Source organism: Flammeovirga yaeyamensis, from assembly GCF_018736045.1.
Classification (GTDB): Bacteria; Bacteroidota; Bacteroidia; order Cytophagales; family Flammeovirgaceae; genus Flammeovirga; species Flammeovirga yaeyamensis.
Window position 1 is genome coordinate 2,871,548 of the sequence record NZ_CP076132.1, and the last position, 16,255, is coordinate 2,887,802.

The window sequence follows — 16,255 nt, forward strand, 5'->3', positions numbered from 1 at the left end:
CAAATACTAACCTACTTGATAAAATAGATATCAGAATATGAATATTAACCAATAAACACTGTATGAATTCAACTTCGTCCACTTTAAACACACTTTTTCACCAACTTCAATCTAAACGAGAAAACACATTTCTTGGAGGAGGTGAGAAAAAGATTGCTAAACACAAATCAAAAGGCAAATTAACTGCAAGAGAGCGTGTTGATCTTTTATTAGATCAACCTAATGATGCTATAGAAATTGGTACGTTTACCGCTTACAATATGTACGAAGAGCACGGTGGTTGTCCTTCAGCAGGAGTTGTTGTTAAACTAGGGAAAGTCAGCAACAGATTATGTGTAATCGTAGCAAACGATGCCACTGTGAAAGCTGGTGCTTGGTTTCCACTAACTGGAAAGAAGAATTTAAGAGCACAAGAAATTGCTATTGAAAACAACATTCCAATCATTTATCTAGTAGATAGTGCCGGGGTGTATTTACCTATGCAAGATGAAATTTTCCCTGATAAAGAACATTTTGGTAGAATTTTTAGAAATAATGCTGTGATGTCTGCTCAAGGTATCCCTCAAATTGCTGCAATAATGGGCAGTTGTGTTGCCGGAGGTGCTTATTTACCAATTATGAGTGATGAAGCTTTAATTGTCGATGGCACAGGATCTGTATTCCTTGCTGGTTCTTATTTGGTAAAATCGGCTATTGGAGAATCTATTGATAATGAAACACTTGGTGGTGCAACAACACATTGTGAAATATCTGGAGTGACCGATTATAAATGTGAAAATGATGAGGCTTGTCTTCAACAAATAAAAGATTTAGTAGATAAAATGGGGCATTCACCTTTTTCTAATTTTAATAAGAAAGAAGCCCTGTTACCTAACAAATCACTTGATGATCTTGAAAGTGTTTTTCCGGAAGACCGAACTAAACCCTACAATATGATTGAAATTATTGAGCGTTTGGTCGACGAATCTATATTTGAACAATATAAAGAAGGTTACGGTCAATCCATGCTTTGTGGTTATGCTAGAATAGAAGGTTGGGCTGTTGGAATTGTCGCGAATCAAAGGACGATAGTCAAGAATAAGAAAGGTGAAATGCAAATGGGTGGAGTAATCTACTCGGATGCAGCAGACAAGGCTGCTCGGTTTATCATGAATTGTAACCAAAAGAAAATCCCGCTTTTATTTATTCATGATGTCACTGGCTTTATGGTTGGATCAAGATCTGAACACGGAGGCATTATAAAAGATGGGGCCAAAATGGTCAATGCCATGAGTAATTCTGTGGTTCCAAAATTCTCTTTGGTAATAGGCAATTCTTATGGAGCAGGTAATTATGCAATGTGTGGTAAAGCTTATGATCCACGATTAATGTTGGCTTGGCCAACATCAAAAATTGCAGTGATGTCTGGAAAATCAGCTGCTACTACCCTTTTACAAATCAAATTATCTTCATTGAAAAGTCAGGGTAAAGTGTTAAGTGAAGCAGAGGAAAAATCGCTATTTGATGAAATCAAAGATAAATATGACGAACAGTTGTCACCCTACTATGCTGCTGCTCGATTATGGGTAGATGAGATTATTCTTCCTGAAGAAACACGGAAATATATTTCTACAGGTATTGAAGCGGCTAATCAAAAAGTAAATGATCAGCCCTATACATTAGGAGTAATTCAAACCTAGTTTTTTGTTTGGGATCCCAAACAGAATTGTTTAAAACCGAAAGAGGCTTTCATAACCGAAGTTATGAAAGCCTCTTAAGGAAAAAACTCAAAGTGATAAGATTGCTGCCTAACGGCAGTAAATTCTTAAACTTTAATTATGCAGTAACTACTTCTAAAGCAATTTCGTGCTGAACTTCTTTGTGAAGATCAAGTGTTGCAGTGTATTCACCAACCATACGGATTTCAGAGTTGAAACCAATACGCTTACGGTCAATATCAAAACCTTGAGCTTTCAAAGCGTCAGAAACTTGCAATGGAGTAACTGCACCAAATATTTTACCACTCTCACCTGCTTTAGCAGAAAGAGTTAATTTCAAGTCGCCAATTTTAGCTGCCAACTCTTCAGCATCTTGCTTCACTTTTTCTAATTTGTGAGCTGCTTGCTTGATTTCCTCGTTTCTCATGCTAATGTTAGCTTCAGTAGCTAAGATAGCGAAGTTTTGAGGGATCAAGTAGTTTCTACCATATCCAGGTTTAACGGAAACAATGTCGTTTTTGTAACCTAAACCTTTGATATCTGTTTTCAAAATTACTTCCATGATAAGGATAAATTTTTAATATCTAAAATTAAGATTACTTTAAACCGTCTGCTACGTAAGGTAGAAGAGCAAGTTGACGAGCACGTTTTACAGATGTAGCAATTTTCTTTTGGAATTTTTGCGAGTTACCTGTAATACGACGAGGTAAAATTTTACCTTGCTCATTTAAGAATTTTAATAAGAATTCAGGATCCTTATAATCGATGTATTTTACACCGTACTTTGTGAAGCGGCAGTACTTTTTAGTACGCTCTTGTCTTCTGTTGATAGGTTCGTTTTGGAGACTCATTATGCTGATTTTTCTTCAGTTTCAGATTTTTTTGACCATTCGCCGTTTCTTCTTCTTTCGTTGAAGTTAACACCGTGCTTATCTAAAGACACAGTTAAGAAACGTAAAACGTTTTCATCACGCTTTAATTCTACTTCGAATTTAGCGATGATAGATGGATCTGCTTTGAATTCAAACAGGTGATAGTGACCCGAAGATTTCTTTTGAATCGGGTACGCTAACTTTCTAAGTCCCATATCCTCTGAATGATACACGTCTGCACTTGCCTCTTTCAGATGATTTTCAAATTTAGCAATAGTCTCCGTGGTTTCGGAATCGGACAAAACTGGTGTCACGATGAAGACTACTTCATAATGCTTAATTGCCATTTTTAATAAAAATTTTTGATTTACTCAAAATTTCAAACCCCGAACACAATTCGGGTTTGCAAAAGTATAAATTTTAATTTTGAATACCAACAAATATTATTATTCTTCTCTTGACTTAACAAGAATTTACAATACAACTGAATCTGGAGCAAGGATTGATTTAATTTTCTTCTCAATTGGTGCCCTCTTGATAGATTTCCCAATAATTACAATTCTATTTAATCTCTCTTCATGCCCTTCCCAAAGTGATCCAATTTCGATTTTAGATTCATTTCTAACTCCTTGAATCACTACTTTATGATCTTCACCCTTAATATTAAAGATGCCTTTAAATCTATAGATGACTTCAAACTGTAGATTAAAAAGAACACTCAACCACATTTCTAATTTCACAGGATCAACCAATCCTTTAAATGTAAATGAATGAGAGACTACATCACCATGCTGATGATTATGATCATGAGCAACAAAACTAGCTCTTTCAATCACTTTCTCTGCAGAGTACGCCTTTAAGTTGATCACATCTTTTTCTATCACCTCACCTTTTGAAACCTGTCCAACTTGTGCTAGAGGATTGATAAATTTTGCTTGAAATTTTACTTTCTTGATTTCTTCTTCTGTAGCTAAGTCACATTTAGTGAAAACTAAATAATCTGAAAAGCTAATCTGTTTCATAGCTACAGGATGATTGTTGATGGCAAATTCAAAGTTTTGAACATCAATTAATCCGATAGTGGCGTTAATTTCAAATAATCTAGAAATGCCTGGGTCACCCACAAAAGCTGCCGCTACCCCATCAGGTTCTGCAATCCCTGTCGTTTCTACGATTAAATGATCAATATCTTTACCACAGTTCAAGAGATTTCTTAAAACCTCTCTCAACTCCCCATTTAGATTACAACAGATACAGCCGTTTGACAATTCGAACACACCTTCTTGATTATCAACAACTAAATCTGAATCTATATTTACTTCTCCAAACTCATTTTCGATTACCGCAAACTTTGTATTCGGGTATTTTTGAATTAAATTGTTTAGAAAAGTTGTTTTACCTGCTCCCAAGAAGCCAGTTAATATTGTCACTCCTATTTTCTTCTCCATAGTATTTATTCACAAAATAAATTCGGCACGTATTACCGTATATCTTATATTTGTCTGTTTTGTGTTTTAAAAATTACAGTTAAATAAGTCAGTATGAAAATCAGAAAAGCATATAGTTTCGATGATGTACTTATAGTACCCAAGTACAACACAATTAAATCTCGTAGAGATGTTAAATTCACTACAAAGGTAACCAAAAATCATTCAATTGAAATACCTATCTTAATCGCTAATATGGATACAGTCTGTGAATCAGAGATGTGTATTGCAGTAGGTAGATTAGGCGGATTAGGCGTTTTACACCGATTCCTTACCATAGAAGAACAAGCTGACGAAGTTAGAAGAGTTAAATCAGAAGGATTACTTTGTGCTGCTGCTTTAGGGATTAAAGATTACGAAGAAAGGTTAGCTGCTTTAGCCGAAGCCAAAGTTGATATTATTGTTTTGGATATTGCTCATGGTCACTCAGAAATGACCAAAGAGACTTTATTATTCATTAAAAAGAATTACCCTCAAATTGATGTAATGGTGGGTAACATTGCCACTAGAGATGCAGCAGTAGATTTCCTTGAGTGGGGAGCTGACGCATTGAAAGTTGGTATCGGACCTGGTTCTATGTGTACTACACGTATCATGACAGGTTGTGGTGTTCCTCAATTAACAGCAATAGATGATGTTTACCAAGCTGTTGGTGATAGAATTCCTATTTGCGCTGATGGTGGTATCAAACAACCTGGTGATATTGTAAAGGCAATTGGTGTTGGCGCGGACAATGTGATGGTAGGTTCTATCGTTTCAGGAACTGACGAAGCGCCAGGTGAATTGATCACTACTTCAGAAGGAAAATTTAAAACATATAGAGGTATGGCATCTTTTGATGCGGCCATCAGTAAATTAAAGAAAGACAACAAAAAGTCTAGAGAAGTAATTTCTGTGGAAGGTGAAAAGACACTTGTTCCTTACAAAGGTCCTGTTGAGCCAATTATCAAGAAATATTTAGGTGGTTTAGCCTCTGGTATGACTTATAATGGTACAACTACAATCGCTGCTATGAAAGGCGAAGTAGAATTTGTAGAAATGACGACTTCAGGTTTATATGAATCGAAGGCACACGGTGTGAGATAATCACAAAGTAGTCATCAATATAAAAGCCTCATCAATAATTAAATTGATGAGGCTAATTTTTTATCTCTTATTCGAGTACTAAGTCATTAGTACTGCTTTGAATTCGTCCAATTCTTTTAAGGCTTTACCTGTACCACGAACAACTGCTCTTAATGGATCATCTGCAACGTGAACTGGTAATTTTGTCTTCATTGAAAGACGCTTATCAAGTCCTCTTAATAAAGCACCTCCACCTGTTAAGTGAATACCTCTATCGTAGATATCAGCTGATAATTCTGGTGGAGCTGTCTCCAATGCTCTTAATACCGCTTCTTCAATCTTAGAGATCGATTTATCGATAGCATAAGCCACTTCAGAATAAGTTACTGTGATTACTTTAGGAATACCTGTCATTAAATCACGACCTCTCACTTCGAATGGCTCGATTTCTTCATCCAATTCAGTTAAAGCAGAACCAACTTCTACTTTAATTTTCTCTGCAGAACGCTCACCAATTAAAAGGTTATGCTGACGACGCATATAATCAAGAATATCTCTTGTAAATACATCACCTGCAGTACGGATCGATTGATCACCTACAATACCAGATAAAGCAATAACAGCAATCTCTGTTGTACCACCTCCGATATCAACGATCATACTACCCACTGGCTGTTCTATATTAATACCAATACCGATAGCAGCAGCAATTGGCTCAGGAATCATATAAACTTCTTTAGCTCCAGCATGTTCTGCTGAATCTCGAACGGCACGTTTTTCTACCTCAGTAATACCTGAAGGAATACAAATTACCATTCTGTGTGAAGGAGTAAAAAATCTTTTCCCCTCGTTAATCATTCTGATTAAACCACGTATCATTTGTTCAGCTGCATGGAAATCGGCAATTACACCGTCTCTTAATGGGCGAATCGTACGGATATTTTCGTGGGTTTTTTCGTGCATTTGCATTGCCTTTTTACCAACGGCAATTACTTTTCCATTCTGACGATCCAATGCAATTATTGAGGGCTCATCCACCACTACCTTGTCTTTTTGGATTATCAGGGTATTGGCTGTGCCTAAATCAATGGCTAAATCGCTAGAGAAGAAATCAAACAATCCCATATATATATTATATTATTTGCTATCAGTTCTGTGTGTGAAATAAAAGAAGTTTATTTTAAAAAGAGTAGTGTCAAAACTATACCAATTTTGACAATAATCGCCTCACTTTAAACTTTAACTTTGCAAATCAACGAAAACATCTATTAATAAGAAAGCACTTGTCAAAATAACACCTTATTTTTTACATCTGTTTTGGAAATTTACTATGTAATATCACTATAAATTAAGTATTATTGAAGTTGTAAACTGAATTCAATAAAAAAATATTAGAATGCGTCTTCAAGAACTTTATGATTTAGAAAAAAATGATCGTTTAGATTTAGTAGCTCACAACATCACTCCTGTGGCTGATGATTTTATTTTCAGCATCAATGAGTACGAGTTTTTAAAATCTATCTATGATGTTTTTGATCAGGCGGATACGAGTAAATTCCCTTCTTTCTCTGATGAGCAATCATCAGTTATCAAAAAACAATTAGACACTATTGATTTAAGTGAAAAAAATAGATCTTCTTTCAATACTTTGTTTGATAATCTATCGCTTGATAATGACCAAAAAGACTTTCTGAAGCCCATTTTAGAAAAGCTTAATGAAGTAGAAACAGATTGGGAATTTAAAGATGATAATCGTTGGGAACTTATTGATTCTCTTAAAAATATCTCTGTTTTATTCATGATGAATGAAATCGAGAGAGAATTCGGTGATAATGACTTATCGTCATCTACTACATTAACTGATGATGAATTCAAGCTATTATCCATTATTCATGAAGATGAAACAAAGAACAAAAAACAAGTTACTATTGGTAACCTAACTTTTGATCTCGCACAACTGGATTATATCAGAGAGATCATTACAACTCTTGAGTACCCAGAAAATACACCACTAACATTAGATCAAGAGAATTTCATTTTAAATATTCTTGAAAAATGTTCTCACTTGAACGAAGAAGAACCTTCTGAGTTCCACACTTTTACTATTAAAGAATTGTATGAGATTGAGAACAGCTCGTCTGTTAACCATAACGATTCTTCCATCTTTGCTGATAGCAATTTTTCTCAGGCAGAAATTAAGTTGTTAAATGCTGTATTTAGTGAAAAAGATTTTGTGAAGGTTGGTGATTCTAAATACAACAAAAAACAATTACAATCCCTAAAACAGGCATTCGAAGAAGAAATCAACTGGGAAGATGTCAAACGATATTTCTCTGAATCCCAACAAGAATTAGTATCTCATATATTTATGGTATATGAAAATCAATTCTTGACTGAAGAAGATCATTCTTCTGAAACTAAATTAGATGTTGAAGTCTTTTTCTTAATGGATCAGATTGAACGCAATGAAGTAGAAACCATGGGACATGGTATTGGCGAATTGATATTTTCTGATGAACAATTTGATTTACTTACTGCAGTATTTAGAAATAAGAAATCATTTGAAAGCAAAAGATATAAATTTAAACTCGATCGTCAAGAACTTGATAAAATAGAAAAACTATTTGATCAACTCCCAGCATATCAATCTGGGAAATTAGTACTTTCCTTACCTAAAAATGCCAAAAAGTTTGTAGATGACTTGATACAAACAGCGATCACTAACGATCCTAAAATATAAGTAAAGCCCCTTCTTGGGGCTTTTTTTGAATATAAAAAAAGAGGGTAATCTACCCTCTCAATATATTTTTTACTCGTCTTCTTCTAGAATGTGCATATGAATAGGAAGTTTGATGACTTCTTTAAAATCCTCACCAGATTCTTGCATATCTTCATCATCTTCTTCATAATACCAATTTACTTCGACATCATGTCCACTCGCTTTAAGAAGCTCTAATTTTCTAAAAACTTCGACTAGACATTTTGAAGAACTTGTATTGAAATACTCTAACCTAACATCAAAAACTGTTTTATTTTGAGGTTTAGTATTGTATTCATCCATCCATTCGAATAAGGGTTTATAGAATTCGATGGAATTTTCAGGAATTGATCTTCCTGATATTAAGAAGTGACCACTTTCATATTCCATTTGTATGAGAGGAGTCTTAGGTGTATCTTTTTTTAAAAAATCTTTCATCGTTGTGCTGTTAAATTGGTACGCTTACTTTAATGGTAAAAAAGGAATGAGTTTCATTGGTACTAGAGAATTCATAGTCAAGTTTTTGACCCGATTTTCTAGCAATATCAATGATACCAAGACCTGCACCCCCTTGTTCCGAAAAGTCTCCATTGCTTAATACCTTTCTGTAGCGTTTTTTCAGCTCTTCAACGGTTAGCTCATTAATGGAATCAATTCTTTCTTTAAGAAAGTTAGCTGTCTCAATAGGCACATAATTGCCTGCAACAATGTAATAAGCATCCTTATCCTTAGATAAGAGAAACAATACAATATTAGATGGTGGTTCTAAGACGGTTTTAGAATCAATCCCTTCAAAATGATGAAATATATTTTGAAGGATCTCTACAGCAATAACATTAATTCTTCTTTGCAGTTTCATTAACGACTCATGCTCAGATAATGTATCTTCTACTCGGCTCAGAATTTCTCCTAATACGTCATCATTCATGATGCCTTTAAAGGCGAATAGCTCTTGGCCATTTCTACCTTTTAACTTTTCATATAGAGAATTTACTTCTGAATGCACTTCAATAATAGTGTTATCCAATTTTGTCAAGTCCTCATTTTTTAACTTATGAGAATAATAAGTACAATTTATTCAAGATAAGTTATAATACAAAAATGATATACTAAAAAAATTTTTTTTAAAAAATTAAAAGTCGACAAGTTCAGTTCCTTCTTGAGTAAATCTTATTACTCCTAGTTTATATAAATAACCTAATAACAACTTGAACTGCTTCTTACTCATTCTAAATTCTTTCTTGATCTCGTTCGGATGAGTTTTATCATTGAAAGGGATAAATCCACCTTTCTTCTTAATTAACATCAATAAAGATTTAGCTTTTTTATCAATATCGCCCTCACTGTAACCAGGTTTTGTAAGTGTAAGATCTAGTTTTCCATCAGGACGTATTTTGGAAATAAAGCCTTTTTGAACTTTACCCATTTTTACTTCACCAAAAATTTGATTTTTGTATAGCAATCCCAACCATTTTCTATTTACAATACACTCGTAGCCAAGTTCAACTTCTTGTGCAATATACATAAACACTTCTTGTTGTTCTTCGAAATTGGAAGTATTATTTGATAAAAATTTATTCAGTTTTGTACTAGCAAAAACCCTTCCCGTTTTCCTATCTAAATCGATATAAACGGTATATTTTCGTTTTTTCCTCATCTGCATGGTTGCAGATTGTTCAGAAAACGGAACAAATAGGTCTTTTGATATTCCCCAATCCAAAAATGCTCCATTTTTGTTGGTGTCTTTACACTCTAAAGTCACAAACTCTCCAACTATACCATTTGGTTTTTCATGAGTACCTACCCACCTTCTTTCACTATCCGTGTAAATAAAAACTGTGGTATATTCTCCTACTTTTAATTCTTCGTTTGCTAATCTAATAGGTAGAAAGACATCACCTTCTTCGTGTGTTAAGAAATAGCCAAAATCCGTAATTCTTGCTACCTCTAATTCATTGTATTGTCCAACGAGTAACTTACTCATAATTAATTTCTATTTTTTGTAATATTTCTTTAAAATCTTTTGGCAGAGGAGCTTTAATACTTAATTGTTCTTCCATGAATGGGTGTTTAAAAGTATATGAAGTAGAATGCAACCATAATCTATCCAATTTAAATTTCTCTAGAAACATATTGTTATGACGATGATCGCCATACCTTCTGTCTCCAATTATTGGATGGTTCTCTCCTCTTAAATGCAATCTTATTTGATGTGTTTTCCCTGTGAAGGGTCTTGATTGAACTAGTGTATAACGTGCTGTTTTGTAATTACCAACTGGAATATCTAACTCCACTTTTTGTAAAGGTTTAATATAGGTTTTGGCCGATTTGTACACTTTATCGTACCTATTTTTTATATCCTTTTCGCACATTTTCTCTTCATTAAGGTGTCCCCTTACTAAAGAAACATACAACTTCTCAACTTCTCCCTTTTCATTGTTTAGATTTTGAAATTTTGCACTTGCTTCTGATGATAAAGCAAAAATCAAAACTCCAGAGGTTGCCCGATCTAGCCTATGACATGGAAAAACATGTTGTTTAATTTGATCCCTTAATTGAAATATAGCAAATTCTTCATCTCTACCAGTAATTTCTGAAGGGTGAACCATCAAACCAGAAGGTTTATTTATGGCTACGAAATGTTCATCCTGAAATAAAATTTCTAACATTTATTAAAAAGATATAAAGAAGTTGATATATCAAAACTAAATAGTACAATTGAACGTATCAATTAAGTAACTATATTTGCATAAAGAACAAATATAGTAGGTATTCTATGAGCAATAAAAGAAAAGATCTTATTATACCTAAACAACAGAGTAATTGTAACTAAGCAAATATGTTAAAAATATTATTAGTAATTCTTGTACTTGGTTTTCTTTTCAAAACATATTCAAAAGTGATTATTAAATTTCTGATGAATATTCTGGCGAAGAGATTGATGAAACTTCAAAAAGAACAAGCAAGAAACTTTCAACAACAAAGTAATTTTCAACAACCACAACAAAACACAACTGTTGGTCAGTTTGAAAAAACGATAAAAGTCGATGAGGACATGACGATCTTCATCCCTAAAAAGAAAAAATAAACGACGACATAAAAATGGCTCTTGTGCTTGCACAGAGCCATTTTTCTTTTTTACCTATTTTTAGAATAATGTAAGTAAAGCCACTTGAACTAAACCAATTAAAAAGCCTAGAACAGCTCCCATTATTTCAATAAATCTCAATTCCGATTTAATTACTGCCATCAGAAGGTCTTCAAATTTCTCATCAGAAAAGTCCATTACTTTCTCATAAACGACTTGTTCTATACTGATGGAACCAATATTATTTCCTATATCCTCCATTAATTTAGGAATCATCTCATCCACAGATTTTTCCATCCCATTACGGATTTGATCAATAATTGCATCCCCTCCAAACATTTGTAGCATAGGACCAAACTGAACGGCCTTCTCATCGACAAACTCATTGATTCTTTTCATGATGCTTTCTCTGAGTTTCGACTTATTTTCCTCTGTATTTAACTTCTCTACAATCATGTCTGGGGTAAAAAGATCTTTTTCGACAATCACTCCCAACCTTCTTGCTAATGTTTCTTTTCTTCTAGGAAATACTCCATGTAACTTAAATAATCCTAGATTAATTGGTTTTCTAGGATGAAAAAGCATCTTGATAGCCACATAATTAGTTATCCAACCTATTCCCGCAGATATTAAGGGAAAGGACCACACTAAATAATTCATATTATAACGTAATTATTTTTTTAAGTTCTGAATAAAGTTGTGCTGTTGGCAAACCCATGACGGTAAAATAAGATCCATTAATTTTTTGAATGAAAGCCATTCCAATCCATTCTTGAATTCCATATGCTCCTGCTTTATCAAATGGCTTTCTAGATTCTACATAATAATCTATTTCCTCTTCTGATATTGCATTAAAATAAACATCAGCCTTATCAGTAAATGAATAGGTCTTATTTCCCTTTTTAATCACGACCGCAGAATATACTTGATGCTTACCATCGGATAATGATTCCAACATTTCTTTTGCTTCCAATTGATCTTTGGGTTTCCCTAAAACCTTTCCATCAACGACAACAACTGTATCAGAAAATATGACAATGATATCATCATCTAAATCATCAAATGCTTTTGCTTTTAAGTGAGCAATATGTTCTGCTACTAAATGACTTTCGAGGTTATCTGGAAACGTTTCATCTACTTCCCTAACTTCTTTATTGAATTTAATATCTAAACCGGCCAACAATTCTGCTCGTCTTGGAGAATTTGATGCCAAAATAATTTTATACTTACTTAAATCAATCATTTAAATACTTTTAAAATAAGATACAATTTCAAAGATAACGCTATCTAATAACTTTTGCTCATCTTGATCTGTAATTTCAAATTCATGTTTTAACTGCTGATTTTCTAACAACCTGACTGTTAACTGAACACCTTCTTCCACTTGACTATATTTCCCTTTCAATTGATAAACATTATCACCTTGAGCGTAAGGACTAAATATAAAAGGTGTATTTCTATTATTCTGACTTTCTGATTTTGCTAAAAGTCGTTTATTTATTTTCTGAGATATCTCTAAATTATCAAGCCATGTAGTTTCTTCCTCAAATTGTGTATAGCGAATTCTCGGCAGATTGCTGTTCAATCTAATCTGATCTTTTACTATTTCAGTCACCCGACCAATATCAAAACTGTCTCCTCCGTTTGGAATCCTCATTTCGGGTTGCTGACTCGCTCCAAACCTTTCTGCTAATCTAGGCACCTCATCTACAGCATTTCCAAAAAGCATTTGTACATCAACAAATTCCCCTTTTCTTAAATTTCCGGTTTTGAAGTAATCTAAAATAGCATAAGTCAATAACCCTTGTCCATAAAGAGATGATTCATAGCTTAACTTATCAGCTGATGCTCCCGCTAGTAAGTACATCCCAGATCTATTCCTTACTCTTTCTAAAGCTCTTAATCTCACAGATTCATCATCAATATTTCTGACCGCCAAAATAGTCTCTGCAAATTGACCAGCATTACATGCATCCATAATAAACACTTGTCTGGTTACCGGCATTTTCTTCATCCAGTCCAACCACTCTTTTCCAGAAATACAGTACTTTTCTCTTATTTCCTGATCATCAATATCGGCAGTAATCATGTCTTTTGTTAAAAAGAAAAAGTCTTCTTCTCCGTCTTTGAATTTTTTAGACATTCCGTGCCCTGCCATAAATATAAACAAGACATCAGATGGTGTCATTAAAGTACTCAAAGAATCGAATGAGTTTTTGATATTTTGCTTTGTTGGTTGATATTGTTCGTTTTCAGCATCAGTTGTAAACGTCTCTATGGTAACCTTATTTTCTCCAAACAGTTCACCTGCTGATTTTTGAATTGTATTTGAAATAGAAATGGCATCTTTAGTTGCGTATTTCAAATCCAATGTTGTCCCTCTGTAATCGGAAACTCCTATAACAATTCCATAAAAATTAGGTATTGCCGTTGTACTATTGTCTCTATGTTTGATGGTTAGTCCCCTTCCATTAAGAGTTCCTTCATTATTTTCGACAATTACTGTGATATCATTTAAATGGTCACTCGTAAATAAATAACCAATACTATCAATAGGTACGAGATATCTTTCTTTTTGCTTTCCGTTTATAAATGACAATTGTTTAATTGTTGTTTTATAATCAGAAATATCATCCATCACTTCTTTTCCATTGACAAGGATACCGACTTTACCAATACCTCCACCTCTATCTATCACATCAATCACTAATTTATTTCCTCTTTTATGAAGACTCGCTTGAGGAAATAATGATATACTATTTAACAGTGGTACCTCTCTTAAAGCATCACCTTTAAATAACTTCACCCCAAGACCGGGTTCCCAGTACATATTCTGTAATTGACTAATATCGATAATCTCACGATCTGCAACATAATACAAATCATCCATATTCGATTCTGAAGCATCGAACAAACCAGAATAGTGTTCGACCATCCAACCTGACTCCCCATTTGTATAAACACCTCCGTACTTATTAGGCGATGTTAGATCCCAAATATGAATACTAAAATTATTGGATAAAGTGATAAAAACATCTTTTCCTGGAAAGTCAATCACCTGCTCTATATTGTTGTGGTTTTGATGGTATTGATAGATTTCATCGGATAAGTCATTTTTAAAAGAACGTAATTTTCCATTCTCTTCTCCTACTAGAATGTATTCATCATCAATAGAAAAGGTAGCATCCAATACTTGACTTGCAACATCCAATGTTTTTAAAACTGTGAAATTTTCAGTTTCTAAAAGGTTCAATTGATGTTTACCGCCTATTAAAAGACGGTCGCCTTTATGGTTATATTTAATTGATTTTATGGTCCAATCTGTAACAGGAATATAAGACAACTGTCGATTATTAAGATTCAGAACACCAATTTTTCTATTATTAAAAGCAAGTACAACTTCTGAGAAATCATCTTTCACACAAATTGACATGATTTTATTGTAAGAAGAGTAGATCTTTTCTAACGACCAGTTTTTAAGATCTACAATAAACACATCTTCATGCTCATCAGCAATCAGCATATTATTACCAATCATTACAGCGGAATGAATTGCAGCTTCATGATGAAACGAATTCAATAAAGTATAATGATTATTTTTATTCCAAATCTTAATCGTAGAATCTGTAGAACAACTCACGAGATTACCATTTGCTAGATAATCTAAACCGACAATCTCATTAGTGTGTGCTTTCCAATTGATTAAATCACTTCTACTACCAAATTCCCACAGTTTGATCTCTCCTAAATTTGATGCGACAGCAATATCTCCGCTGGTAGAAGAAATATTGAATCGTTTAGCACTTGAAGTAATTGGCTTCCACGAGCTTAACAATTTAATATTCTTTACATCCCACATTTCTATTTCACCATTTAAATAGGAAATAACACCAATTTCTCCATTGGCATTAAAAGCTGTATCAGAAACACCAGACCTTTTAAATCGGCTTAATTGCTTAAGATTCCCTTCCGATATTTGATAATAATATGCATGATTTCCCATCGAGGTAATGATAAGCATATTATTTTCTTCAGAGTAACACAAATCTTTGATCCCTGAAGCATCTTTGAGGTTGATCTTTTGTAGAATTGAATCATTTTGAACATCCCAAACAGCTAATGAACCATCCCAACTTCCGCTCACTAAATATTTATAGGATTTAATGTAAACCATTCCAGAAACCCAGTCTGAATGTAATTGATGAGACTTTTTAAGTTTTTTACTACTCGTATTCCATAATTGCACCTCTCCTTTAAAATTCCCAATGAATACATTATTAGAATTGTTCATGGGAATAAAACGGGAAATACCATTGGCCATGCCTTTATTCCAATGATAAGCAGAGTTTTCATTATCAGAATCCCAATCCCAATGAAAGATATCTCCAATGGAATTTATGTAGATTACTTTACGGTTATCGAATCTAACTTCTTGAACAGTTTCTTGTAATTGGGTAAGTTTTGCTAGAAGTTCACCATTATCAACAGACCAGATTTTTATAGTGTGATCTAAACCTGAGGAAACAATGTATTTGCTATTTTTCGAAATTGAAACATCTGTGATGCCAATATCATGGGCATAGATAGACCTTAATAGACGTTCTTGACCTACATCCCATATTTTTATTAAACGGTCTTCTCCTGCAGAAACGACTACATTCCCATTATTAGAAATGTCTAAAGCGGTTACTCCTCCTAAATGTCCTTGTGAAAAAGTAAGGGTAATATCGCTTTGAGCATAAGTAGTCTGGATACAAAAAAAGAGGCTTATGCAAATTACAAGCCTCATTAATTTTATCTTATATTTTATGTCAGATAGCATAAATAATTTACTAAGTGTAAGTAAATATACATGATATCTATCATTTGTCTTATTTTTTAGTGAATTTTTCCCATAGTCTTTCATGAAAATAATAAAGTATCATTTTCGAGAAAACTTCTATCGAGCCTATTGAAATAGCCAAGGTTAACTCTCCTGTAATGAAATAAGATATCACCATTGTATCTATGGTACCAACGGCCCTCCATGACACTGATTTAGCGACACTTACCCATTTAGGTTGCTTACGAAGACCTGATTTCTCAGCTTCTAATTCTTTATTTCGTTGAACCTTTAGTTTTCGTTCTATTAATTTATCTGCTAACATGTAAGATTAATTTATTCAATTACCTCTTTAGTCTACCAATTTAATAGGGCAATAATAATCATTACTTTATTAAAACCAAAATATGGAACGATAAGAAAAACATATTTTATCATTTATATAGAAATTTATTTTGAAATAATT

17 protein-coding genes are annotated in these 16,255 nt (G+C 33.5%); 4 read left to right on the plus strand and 13 right to left on the minus strand.

The features are described 5' to 3' along the window. The first annotated feature begins 62 nt into the window (after window positions 1-62). Complete coding sequence (locus KMW28_RS11295; protein ID WP_169663326.1) at window positions 63-1,679, plus strand: acyl-CoA carboxylase subunit beta; 1,617 nt, start codon at window positions 63-65, stop codon at window positions 1,677-1,679. A 136-nt stretch (window positions 1,680-1,815) separates the two neighbouring features. On the opposite strand, the gene rplI is transcribed toward KMW28_RS11295, so the two are convergent. The 4 genes from rplI to KMW28_RS11315 form a co-directional block, all read right to left on the minus strand. After that, window positions 1,816-2,259, minus strand: a complete 444-nt coding sequence (gene rplI / locus KMW28_RS11300; protein WP_169663325.1) for a 50S ribosomal protein L9 — start codon at window positions 2,257-2,259, stop codon at window positions 1,816-1,818. Window positions 2,260-2,293: 34 nt separating this feature from the next. Beyond that, entirely contained in the window at window positions 2,294-2,548 is a 255-nt protein-coding gene (gene rpsR, locus KMW28_RS11305; protein ID WP_066207153.1) for a 30S ribosomal protein S18, read from the minus strand. Continuing rightward, window positions 2,548-2,916 (minus strand): 30S ribosomal protein S6, encoded by a 369-nt coding sequence (rpsF, locus tag KMW28_RS11310; RefSeq protein ID WP_169663324.1) that lies wholly within the window; start codon window positions 2,914-2,916, stop codon window positions 2,548-2,550. The genes rpsR and rpsF overlap by 1 nt, the downstream gene beginning before the upstream one ends. A gap of 126 nt (window positions 2,917-3,042) precedes the next feature. Continuing rightward, complete coding sequence (locus KMW28_RS11315) at window positions 3,043-4,017, minus strand: CobW family GTP-binding protein (RefSeq protein WP_169663323.1); 975 nt, start codon at window positions 4,015-4,017, stop codon at window positions 3,043-3,045. A 93-nt stretch (window positions 4,018-4,110) separates the two neighbouring features. Between KMW28_RS11315 and KMW28_RS11320 the strand changes: the two genes are divergently transcribed. Further along, window positions 4,111-5,142: a guanosine monophosphate reductase gene (locus tag KMW28_RS11320; protein ID WP_066207140.1), complete on the plus strand. Its 1,032-nt coding sequence runs from the start codon at window positions 4,111-4,113 to the stop codon at window positions 5,140-5,142. 78 nt (window positions 5,143-5,220) lie between these two features. On the opposite strand, the gene KMW28_RS11325 is transcribed toward KMW28_RS11320, so the two are convergent. Continuing rightward, window positions 5,221-6,246 carry a rod shape-determining protein gene (locus KMW28_RS11325; protein ID WP_044222098.1) on the minus strand — a complete coding sequence of 342 codons (1,026 nt, stop codon included), beginning with the start codon at window positions 6,244-6,246 and terminating at the stop codon, window positions 5,221-5,223. Window positions 6,247-6,517: 271 nt separating this feature from the next. On the opposite strand from KMW28_RS11325, the gene KMW28_RS11330 reads away from it, so the two are divergent. After that, complete coding sequence (locus KMW28_RS11330; protein WP_169663322.1) at window positions 6,518-7,861, plus strand: hypothetical protein; 1,344 nt, start codon at window positions 6,518-6,520, stop codon at window positions 7,859-7,861. Window positions 7,862-7,930: 69 nt separating this feature from the next. Here KMW28_RS11330 and KMW28_RS11335 read toward each other — a convergent pair whose 3' ends face one another. The 4 genes from KMW28_RS11335 to KMW28_RS11350 form a co-directional block, all read right to left on the minus strand. Beyond that, a complete protein-coding gene (locus KMW28_RS11335) occupies window positions 7,931-8,317 on the minus strand; it encodes a DUF1987 domain-containing protein (RefSeq protein ID WP_066207131.1) in 387 nt (128 codons plus the stop codon). Window positions 8,318-8,327: 10 nt separating this feature from the next. Further along, window positions 8,328-8,906, minus strand: a complete 579-nt coding sequence (locus KMW28_RS11340; protein ID WP_066207129.1) for a SiaB family protein kinase — start codon at window positions 8,904-8,906, stop codon at window positions 8,328-8,330. Window positions 8,907-9,011: 105 nt separating this feature from the next. Then, the gene (locus tag KMW28_RS11345; RefSeq protein ID WP_169663321.1) at window positions 9,012-9,863 is read right to left on the minus strand and encodes a CvfB family protein; all 852 of its coding nucleotides are present in this window, start codon (window positions 9,861-9,863) and stop codon (window positions 9,012-9,014) included. Then, window positions 9,856-10,548: a pseudouridine synthase gene (locus tag KMW28_RS11350; protein WP_169663320.1), complete on the minus strand. Its 693-nt coding sequence runs from the start codon at window positions 10,546-10,548 to the stop codon at window positions 9,856-9,858. The genes KMW28_RS11345 and KMW28_RS11350 overlap by 8 nt, the downstream gene beginning before the upstream one ends. A 170-nt stretch (window positions 10,549-10,718) precedes the next feature. Between KMW28_RS11350 and KMW28_RS11355 the strand changes: the two genes are divergently transcribed. Further along, window positions 10,719-10,967 (plus strand): hypothetical protein, encoded by a 249-nt coding sequence (locus KMW28_RS11355; protein WP_169663319.1) that lies wholly within the window; start codon window positions 10,719-10,721, stop codon window positions 10,965-10,967. A gap of 60 nt (window positions 10,968-11,027) precedes the next feature. On the opposite strand, the gene KMW28_RS11360 is transcribed toward KMW28_RS11355, so the two are convergent. The 4 genes from KMW28_RS11360 to KMW28_RS11375 form a co-directional block, all read right to left on the minus strand. Then, window positions 11,028-11,627 carry a DUF445 domain-containing protein gene (locus KMW28_RS11360; RefSeq protein ID WP_169663318.1) on the minus strand — a complete coding sequence of 200 codons (600 nt, stop codon included), beginning with the start codon at window positions 11,625-11,627 and terminating at the stop codon, window positions 11,028-11,030. Window position 11,628: 1 nt separating this feature from the next. After that, window positions 11,629-12,210 carry a Maf family protein gene (locus KMW28_RS11365; RefSeq protein WP_169663317.1) on the minus strand — a complete coding sequence of 194 codons (582 nt, stop codon included), beginning with the start codon at window positions 12,208-12,210 and terminating at the stop codon, window positions 11,629-11,631. Then, a complete protein-coding gene (locus tag KMW28_RS11370; protein ID WP_169663316.1) occupies window positions 12,211-15,756 on the minus strand; it encodes a caspase family protein in 3,546 nt (1,181 codons plus the stop codon). 82 nt (window positions 15,757-15,838) lie between these two features. Further along, a complete protein-coding gene (locus KMW28_RS11375; protein WP_066207097.1) occupies window positions 15,839-16,114 on the minus strand; it encodes a DUF2061 domain-containing protein in 276 nt (91 codons plus the stop codon). Between the last annotated feature and the right edge of the window lie 141 nt (window positions 16,115-16,255).

Bases quoted from the DNA above. Each gene is read 5' to 3' on its own strand.
- KMW28_RS11295 (WP_169663326.1), top strand. From the start codon at position 63: ATGAATTCAACTTCGTCCACTTTAAACACACTTTTTCACCAACTTCAA.
- rplI (WP_169663325.1), bottom strand. From the start codon at position 2,259: ATGGAAGTAATTTTGAAAACAGATATCAAAGGTTTAGGTTACAAAAAC.
- rpsR (WP_066207153.1), bottom strand. From the start codon at position 2,548: ATGAGTCTCCAAAACGAACCTATCAACAGAAGACAAGAGCGTACTAAA.
- rpsF (WP_169663324.1), bottom strand. From the start codon at position 2,916: ATGGCAATTAAGCATTATGAAGTAGTCTTCATCGTGACACCAGTTTTG.
- KMW28_RS11315 (WP_169663323.1), bottom strand. From the start codon at position 4,017: ATGGAGAAGAAAATAGGAGTGACAATATTAACTGGCTTCTTGGGAGCA.
- KMW28_RS11320 (WP_066207140.1), top strand. From the start codon at position 4,111: ATGAAAATCAGAAAAGCATATAGTTTCGATGATGTACTTATAGTACCC.
- KMW28_RS11325 (WP_044222098.1), bottom strand. From the start codon at position 6,246: ATGGGATTGTTTGATTTCTTCTCTAGCGATTTAGCCATTGATTTAGGC.
- KMW28_RS11330 (WP_169663322.1), top strand. From the start codon at position 6,518: ATGCGTCTTCAAGAACTTTATGATTTAGAAAAAAATGATCGTTTAGAT.
- KMW28_RS11335 (WP_066207131.1), bottom strand. From the start codon at position 8,317: ATGAAAGATTTTTTAAAAAAAGATACACCTAAGACTCCTCTCATACAA.
- KMW28_RS11345 (WP_169663321.1), bottom strand. From the start codon at position 9,863: ATGAGTAAGTTACTCGTTGGACAATACAATGAATTAGAGGTAGCAAGA.
- KMW28_RS11350 (WP_169663320.1), bottom strand. From the start codon at position 10,548: ATGTTAGAAATTTTATTTCAGGATGAACATTTCGTAGCCATAAATAAA.
- KMW28_RS11355 (WP_169663319.1), top strand. From the start codon at position 10,719: ATGTTAAAAATATTATTAGTAATTCTTGTACTTGGTTTTCTTTTCAAA.
- KMW28_RS11360 (WP_169663318.1), bottom strand. From the start codon at position 11,627: ATGAATTATTTAGTGTGGTCCTTTCCCTTAATATCTGCGGGAATAGGT.
- KMW28_RS11365 (WP_169663317.1), bottom strand. From the start codon at position 12,210: ATGATTGATTTAAGTAAGTATAAAATTATTTTGGCATCAAATTCTCCA.
- KMW28_RS11370 (WP_169663316.1), bottom strand. From the start codon at position 15,756: ATGAGGCTTGTAATTTGCATAAGCCTCTTTTTTTGTATCCAGACTACT.
- KMW28_RS11375 (WP_066207097.1), bottom strand. From the start codon at position 16,114: ATGTTAGCAGATAAATTAATAGAACGAAAACTAAAGGTTCAACGAAAT.